This window comes from Angustibacter aerolatus (genome assembly GCF_054776675.1).
Map to the genome: position 1 here is coordinate 23,432 of NZ_BAAHBM010000040.1, position 7,501 is coordinate 30,932.

A 7,501-nucleotide genomic window follows, 5' to 3' on the forward strand; every position below is an offset into this window, starting at 1 on the left:
GTCGTGGCGCGGCCGGGCGGGGCGCGGCCCGGGGGCGGCCAGGGCCGAGGGCGCGCGGCCGGTCAGCGGTCGACGAGGTAGACGCGCATCGAGCGCGCCGTCACGGTGACGGCGCCGCGCACGGGCTCGGCGGGGGCGGCAGCCGGCACCTCGTCGGCCGAGTCCCAGACCAGGCGGTAGCCGCTGCCCCAGGGCGGCGGCGGCAGCGTCACCACGGTGTCGTCACCGCGGCCGGCCAGCACGACCAGCACGGGGTCGGCGTCGACCGGCGCGCCGCCGAACAGCACCTGCAGGGTGCGGGTCGACGGGTCGTGCCACGCGTCGTGCGTCATCTGCGCGCCGTCGGTGCCGAACCACGCGAGGTCGACCGTGCCGTCGTCCTGCGGCGGCCGGCTGCCGAAGAACGCCCGCTGGCGCAGCGCCGGCTGCTCGCGCCGCAGCCTGGTGAGGAACCGCGTCGTGGCCAGCAGGTCGTCCTGCCAGGGGGCGAGGTCCCAGTGCAGCCACGACACCTCGTCGTCGCGGCAGTAGGCGTTGTTGTTGCCGCGCTGGGTGCGACCGAGCTCGTCGCCGGCCGCGAGCATCGGCACGCCGGTCGAGACCAGCAGCGTGCCGAGCAGGTTGCGCAGCGAGCGACGGCGGGCGGCCAGCACGTCGGGGTCGTCGGTGGGCCCCTCGACGCCGTGGTGCCACGACCGGTTGTCGCCGTGCCCGTCCCGGTTGTTCTCGCCGTTGCCCAGGTTGTGCTTCTGCTCGTACTGCACGGTGTCGGCGAGGGTGTAGCCGTCGTGCGAGGCGAGGTAGTTCACCGACGCGAGCGGGCTGCGGTCGAGGTGCCCGAACAGGTCCTGCGAGCCGCTGAGCCGGGTGGCCAGCTCGCGCACCCCGTGGCCGGTCTCGCCCCGCAGCTCGCGCGCGGCGTCGGCCAGCCAGAAGCTGCGGCCGGTGTCGCGGTAGCGGTCGTTCCACTCGGCGAACGGCGGCGGGAACTGCCCGGTTCGCCAGCCGTGCGGCCCGACGTCCCACGGCTCGGCGATCAGCTTGACCCGCGACAGCACCGGGTCGCAGCGCAGCGCCACGAGGAACGGGTGGTCGGGGTCGTAGCCGTCGTCGCGCCCGCGCGCCAGCGCCGTGGCCAGGTCGAACCGGAAGCCGTCGACGTGGCACTCCTCGACCCAGTAGCGCAGCGAGTCGAGCGCCAGCTGCACGACTCGCGGGTGCCGGAAGTCGAGGGTGTTGCCGCAGCCGGTGACGTCGACGTCGCGGCCGTAGGAGTCGAGCCGGTAGTAGGAGGCGTTGTCGAGCCCGCGCCACGACAGGGTGGCGCCGTCGCGGCCCTGCTCGGCGGTGTGGTTGTAGACGACGTCGAGCACCACCTCGAGGCCGGCGCGGTGCAGCAGCTTCACCATGCCCTTGACCTCGCGGACGGCGCCGACGGGGTCGGGCGCGGCGGCGTACCCGGGCTCGGTCGCGAAGAACCCCAGCGTGTTGTAGCCCCAGTAGTTCGTCAGGCCGCGCTGCACCAGGGCCGGCTCCGACACCATCGCGTGCACCGGCAGCAGCTCGACCGTCGTGACGCCGAGCCGCTGCAGGTGCTCGACGACCACCGGGTGGGCGGTGCCGGCGTAGGTGCCCCGCAGGTGCGGCGGCACGCCGGGCAGCAGCTGGGTGAGCCCGCGCACGTGCGCCTCGTAGAGCACGGTGCTCGACCACGGGACGGCGGGCGCGACGTCGCCCTCCCAGTCGAAGCCGTCGCCGACGACGACACCGCGGGGCACCGAGCCGGCCGAGTCGCGGTCGTCGCGCACGTCGGGGTCGCCGCTCAGCTGCGGGCCGACGGCGTGGCCGAACACCTCCGGCGTCCACCGCACCTGGCCCTCGACGGCGCGGGCGTACGGGTCGAGCAGCAGCTTGGCCGGGTTGTGCCGGTGCCCGGCGGACGGTTCCCAGGGGCCGTGCACCCGCAGGCCGTACCGCTGTCCCTCCCGGACGCCGGGCACGTGGGCGAAGTGCACCCCGTGCAGGTGCTCGGTGAGCTCGACCACGGCGGTCTGCTCGCCGCTGCCGGGCCCGTCGAACAGGCACAGCTGCACGGCGTCGGCGTGCCCGGCGTACACGGCCACGTCGGCGCCGTCGCCGTCCGCGCGCAGGTGCACGCCCAGCGGCGGGGGCAGCTCGGGAGGCCGTGGCACGTCCGGGGGCACGCACGCATCGTGCCGCACGGTTCGCGCCACCGCGGGCCCGGCGGGCGCCGTGTCGCCCGACCGGCGAGGATGCGTCCGTGCCCGAGCTGACCGACCGCCAGTGGCTGCCCGCGCCCGTCGACGAGGTGCTGCGGGTCAGCCTCGACCTCGACGTCGAGCTGGCGGCGGGGGCGCGCTGGCGGGTGCGCACGCTCGACCGCGGACCCGGCTGGCGCACGTCGGGCGAGATCGCGCTGGGGGAGCGGGTCACCTGGGCGGTGCGGCTGGTGGGGCTGGTGCCGGTGCACCACACCAGCGAGATCGTGCGGCTCGAGCACACGCCGGCCGGCGCGGTGTTCACCGACGAGATGGTCTCGGGCGCCTTCGCATCGTTCCGGCACGAGCACGTGCTCGAGGCCAGCCGCGGCGGCACGCTCGCCCGCGACCACATGACCTGGACCAGCCCGCTCGGCCCGCTGGGCCGGGTCGCCGACGTCGTGTTCGTGCGCCGCACGCTGCGCGCCCTGCTGCGCGACCGCAACGCCGAGGTGCAGCGCCGGTTCGTGGCGCCCGCCGGCGGCGCGCCGCGGGCCGCGGCGTAGCGTCCTCGTCATGCCGCTGCAGGGTGAGTACGAGCCGAGCACGAGCGACTGGGCCCGCGAGCAGGCCGAGCGCTTCGAGGCGACCGACGGTGCCGAGGGCGGCGTGCTCGCCGGTCGCCCGATCGTGCTGCTGACGTCGATCGGCGCGCGCAGCGGCAAGCTGCGCAAGACGCCGCTGATGCGGGTCGAGCACGACGGTCGCTACGCCGTCGTCGCCTCGCTCGGCGGCGCCCCCAAGCACCCGGTCTGGTACTTCAACCTGGTCGCCGACCCCCGCGTCGAGCTGCAGGACGGCGCGGTGCGCCGCGACTACACGGCTCGCGAGGTGCAGGGCGAGGAGAAGGCCGAGTGGTGGCGGCGGGCCGTCGAGGCCTACCCGCCCTACGACGAGTACCAGGCGAAGACCGAGCGCGAGATCCCGGTGTTCGTGCTCGAGCCCACCGAGCACTGACCGCCCGGCCACCGCGCCGCGGCCGCCGACTACCGTGGGGCGCATGACCGACCCCACCTCCGTGCCCGACTTCCCGCCGCCCGGCGGTCAGCACCCGCTGCGCGGCCGGGTGCTCGACGTCCTGCTCGACGAGGGGTTCCGGCCCAGCATCGACGACGACGGCGACGTGGCCGTCAAGGTGCAGGGGCACCAGCTGTTCCTGCGCTGCGTCGAGGGCGACGTGTCGCTGCTGCGCGTGTTCGGCCAGTGGCGCATCGGCGACGCCGACGGCGCCGGCCCGGTCGACGAGGCCGACGAGCTGCTGCGGCTGCGGGCCTGCAACGCGGTGGCTGCGCGGTTGTCCGTCGGCAAGGTGGTGCTCGCGGGCGACGTGCTGGTCGCCTCGGCGGAGCACCTGGTCACCCCCGGCACCCCCTTGAGCACCCTCGTCGAGGCGTCGTTCGAGCTGGTGCCCACGGCCGTGACGGTGTGGCAGGAGACGCTGCGCGAGCTGGCCGAGGGCCCCGGGTCGCAGGCCTGACCCCGCCCCGTACCCGTGGTCCGGCGCCGGTAGGGTCCGCCTCCTGGCCGGCGGTCGTCCGGCTCCGACGCAGCGAGGAGGCACGTCGTGGGTGAGCTGGTCCGGCTCGAGGTCGACGGCGGCATCGGCACCATCCGGCTCGACCGGCCGCCGATGAACGCCTTGAACGCGCAGGTGCAGGACGAGATCCGCCAGGCGGCGGTCGAGGCCGGCGAGCGGCGGGACGTCGCGGCGGTGGTGGTCTATGGCGGCGAGAAGGTCTTCGCGGCCGGCGCCGACATCAAGCAGATGCAGCAGCTGACCTACACCGACATGGTCGACCGGTCCGGCCCCCTGCAGGCGTCCCTGTCGGCCGTCGCGGCGATCCCCAAGCCGACGGTGGCCGCGATCACCGGCTACGCCCTCGGCGGCGGGCTCGAGCTGGCGCTGTGCTGCGACTTCCGGGTCTGCGGCGACGACGCCAAGGTCGGCCAGCCGGAGATCCTGCTCGGCATCATCCCCGGCGCCGGCGGCACGCAGCGGCTGCCGCGGTTGATCGGCCCGGCGCGGGCCAAGGACCTGATCTTCAGCGGGCGGTTCGTCGACGCCTCCGAGGCGCTCGCCATCGGCCTGGTCGACGAGGTGGTCGCGCCGGGCGACGTGCTCGCCGCGGCCCGCCGCCGCGTCGAGCGCTACGTCGGTGGCCCGGCGTACGCGCTGCGGGCCGCCAAGGAGGCCGTCGACCGCGGCCTCGAGGTCGACCTCGCCACCGGGCTCGAGATCGAGCGGGCGCAGTTCGCCGCGCTCTTCGCCACCCGCGACCGCGAGATCGGCATGGCGTCGTTCGTCGAGCGCGGCCCGGGCAAGGCCGAGTTCGAGGGCCGCTGAGCGCGTGCTGCAGGCCTGCCTGAACGGCCCGCGCGTCACGCTGACGTCCGACGAGCTCGCCGACGAGGCGGCCGCCGCCGTGGCCGCCGGGGCGGTGTCGGTGCACCTGCACCCCAAGGGTCCGGACGGCGCCGACTCGCTGGCGCCTGCGCACGTCGACGCGTGCGTGCGGGCGGTGCGCACCGCGGTGCCGGGCACCGAGGTCGGGGTGACGACCGGGGCGTGGGCGCTGCCCGAGGGCGCCTCGTCGCACGACCGGCTGGAGGCGGTGCGGGGCTGGCAGGTGCTGCCCGACGTCGCGTCGGTGAACTGGCACGAACCGGGTGCCGCCGCGCTCGCCGAGCTGCTGCTGCACCGCGGCGTCGGCGTCGAGGCCGGGCTCTGGACGCCGGAGGCCGCGCGCGACTGGGCCGGCTGGGCCGACGCCGGGCGCTGCCGGCGGGCGCTCGTCGAGCTCGGCGAGCTGACCGACGGCGGCGCGGTGAGCGACCCGGAGGCCGCGGCCGACGCGGTGCTGCGCCAGCTGCCGGCCGGCACGCCGGTGCTGCTGCACGGCGCGGGTGCGAGCGCCTGGCCGGTGCTTCGGCTCGCCGTGGCGCGCGGGCTCGCCACCCGGATCGGGCTGGAGGACGCCGACCACCTGCCGGACGGCGCACCGCTGCCCGACGTCCACCCGAACGCGGCGCTGGTCGCGGCGGCGCGGTCGCTGCAGCCGTAGGCGGCCGTGTGGGCGACCTCACCCGGTCACCGCCGCCGAGGTGGGTCGACCGCCACGTTACCGGCGGGTAACGTGAGCGTCCGCGACGGTGCGCCCCGGTCGGTGCCGACGTCCCCCACCGGGACTGGCACGCTGGGCGTCCCGAGCGGACGCAGGAGTCCACTCCCGGCCGTGCAGGCCGGCCCGACATCGCAGGAGGTCGAGACCCGACCATGAAGATCGTCGTGTGCGTGAAGTACGTGCCGGACGCCCAGGCGGACCGCCGGTTCCGGGACGCCGACGCCACCACCGACCGCGAGGGGGTCGACGGCCGGCTGTCCGAGCTGGACGAGTACGCCCTCGAGGCCGCCCTCACGCTCGTCGAGGCGGGCGAGGGCGAGGTGGTCGCGCTGACCATGGGTCCGGCCGGGGCCGCCGACGCCGTGAAGAAGTCGCTGCAGATGGGTGCCCACTCGGGCGTGCACGTGCTCGACGACGCCATCGCCGGGTCGGACTCCGTCGGCACCTCGCTGGTGCTGGCCAGGGCGGTCGAGAAGGTCGGCGGCGTCGACCTGGTGCTGACCGGCATGGCCTCGACCGACGGCTCGATGAGCGTCGTGCCGGCCATGCTCGCCGAGCGCCTCGGGCTGCCGCAGGTCACGTACGCCAGCGAGCTGACGGTCGACGGCGGCACCGTGTCGATCCGCCGCGACGGCGACGCCGAGTCGCAGCGGATCAGCGCCTCGCTGCCCGCGGTGGTGAGCGTCACCGACCAGATCAACGAGCCGCGCTACCCCTCGTTCAAGGGGATCATGGCGGCCAAGAAGAAGCCGGTCGAGACCTGGTCGCTGGCCGACCTCGGGGTCGACGCCGCCGACGTCGGGCTGGACGCCGCGTGGACCCGGGTCGAGCAGATCACCCCGCGACCGCCGCGCGAGCAGGGCCAGGTCGTGACCGACGACGGCGAGGGCGGCGCACGGCTGGCCGAGTACCTCGTCACCCACAAGTTCGTCTGACCTCGAGAGGGAGAGCACCGAGATGACCGAGGTCCTGGTCCTCGTCGACCACGTCGACGGCGCCGTCCGCAAGACCACCACCGAGCTGCTGACCATCGCGGCGACCATCGGCGAGCCCTCGGCCGTGTTCGTCGGCGGCGGGTTCGACGCGGCCCGCGACACCCTCGCCCGCTACGGCGCTGCGAAGGTCTACCGCGTCGAGACGCCCGACGTCACCGACTACCTCGTCGCGCCGGTCGCCGAGGCACTGGCGCAGCTCGTCGAGCGCACGTCGCCGGCGGCCGTGCTGCTGCCGAGCAACGCCGAGACCAAGGAGGTCGCGGCCCGGCTCGCGATCAAGACCGGGTCGGGCCTGATCACCGACGCGGTCGCCGTCGACCCCGACCTCACCACCACGCAGTCGGTGTTCGCCGGCTCGTACGCGGTGCGGTCGAAGGTCACCACCGGCACGCCGGTGATCACCGTGAAGCCCAACTCCGCGACGCCGCAGGAGGCGCCCGGCGCCGCCGCCGACGAGGTGTTCGAGCCGGTGATCAGCGACGCCGCGAAGACCGCCCGGGTCACCGAGCGCACCCCGCGCGCCAGCACCGGCCGGCCCGACCTCACCGAGGCGGCGATCGTCGTCAGCGGCGGGCGCGGCACGAACGGCGACTTCGCCGCGGTCGAGGCGTTCGCGGACGCGCTCGGCGCAGCGGTCGGTGCCTCGCGCGCCGCCGTCGACGCCGGGTGGTACCCGCACGCCAACCAGGTCGGCCAGACCGGCAAGACGGTGTCGCCGCAGCTCTACGTCGCCAACGGGATCAGCGGGGCGATCCAGCACCGCGCCGGCATGCAGACCTCGAAGACCATCGTCGCGGTGAACAAGGACGAGGAGGCGCCGATCTTCGAGCTGGTCGACTTCGGCGTCGTCGGCGACCTGTTCAGCGTGCTGCCCAAGGCCACCGAGGGGATCCAGCAGGCCAAGGGGTAGGTCCGTGCGCACGGGGCCCGGTCGACGTCGGTCGACCGGGCCCCGTCGCGTCCGGGGGACCTACGCCAGCAGGCGCACGGCCAGCGCCGCCGCGGCGCCGACGAGCAGCCCGGTCGCGCCGAGCCGCACCGCCAGGTCGGGTGCGGCGGCCGGTCGGTGACCGGCGCGGCGGGTCTGGCGGACGGCGGGCGCGGC

At 75.4% G+C, this 7,501-nt stretch carries 8 protein-coding genes; 7 read left to right on the top strand and 1 reads right to left on the bottom strand.

Annotation, left to right across the window (positions count from 1 at the left end; all coding sequences use genetic code 11):
- Positions 1–62: 62 nt before the first annotated feature.
- Positions 63–2,204 (bottom strand): glycogen debranching protein GlgX, encoded by a 2,142-nt coding sequence (gene glgX / locus ACYVI6_RS10890; RefSeq protein WP_460446391.1) that lies wholly within the window; start codon positions 2,202–2,204, stop codon positions 63–65.
- A 77-nt stretch (positions 2,205–2,281) separates the two neighbouring features.
- Here glgX and ACYVI6_RS10895 point away from each other — a divergent pair, with 77 nt between their 5' ends.
- From ACYVI6_RS10895 to ACYVI6_RS10925, 7 genes are all read left to right on the top strand, one after another.
- On the top strand, positions 2,282–2,785 hold the full coding sequence (locus ACYVI6_RS10895; RefSeq protein WP_460446392.1) for an SRPBCC family protein: 504 nt from the start codon (positions 2,282–2,284) through the stop codon (positions 2,783–2,785).
- Between the two features lie 10 nt (positions 2,786–2,795).
- Positions 2,796–3,236, top strand: coding sequence for a nitroreductase family deazaflavin-dependent oxidoreductase (locus ACYVI6_RS10900; protein ID WP_460446393.1), 441 nt, complete (start codon positions 2,796–2,798; stop codon positions 3,234–3,236).
- 43 nt (positions 3,237–3,279) lie between these two features.
- Complete coding sequence (locus ACYVI6_RS10905) at positions 3,280–3,756, top strand: hypothetical protein (RefSeq protein WP_460446394.1); 477 nt, start codon at positions 3,280–3,282, stop codon at positions 3,754–3,756.
- Between the two features lie 87 nt (positions 3,757–3,843).
- Positions 3,844–4,623, top strand: a complete 780-nt coding sequence (locus ACYVI6_RS10910; protein ID WP_460446395.1) for an enoyl-CoA hydratase/isomerase family protein — start codon at positions 3,844–3,846, stop codon at positions 4,621–4,623.
- A gap of 4 nt (positions 4,624–4,627) precedes the next feature.
- The gene (locus tag ACYVI6_RS10915; RefSeq protein WP_460446396.1) at positions 4,628–5,341 is read left to right on the top strand and encodes a 3-keto-5-aminohexanoate cleavage protein; all 714 of its coding nucleotides are present in this window, start codon (positions 4,628–4,630) and stop codon (positions 5,339–5,341) included.
- A gap of 212 nt (positions 5,342–5,553) precedes the next feature.
- A complete protein-coding gene (locus ACYVI6_RS10920) occupies positions 5,554–6,336 on the top strand; it encodes an electron transfer flavoprotein subunit beta/FixA family protein (RefSeq protein WP_460446397.1) in 783 nt (260 codons plus the stop codon).
- A gap of 22 nt (positions 6,337–6,358) precedes the next feature.
- Positions 6,359–7,306, top strand: coding sequence for an electron transfer flavoprotein subunit alpha/FixB family protein (locus ACYVI6_RS10925; protein WP_460446398.1), 948 nt, complete (start codon positions 6,359–6,361; stop codon positions 7,304–7,306).
- The last annotated feature ends 195 nt before the right edge of the window (positions 7,307–7,501 follow it).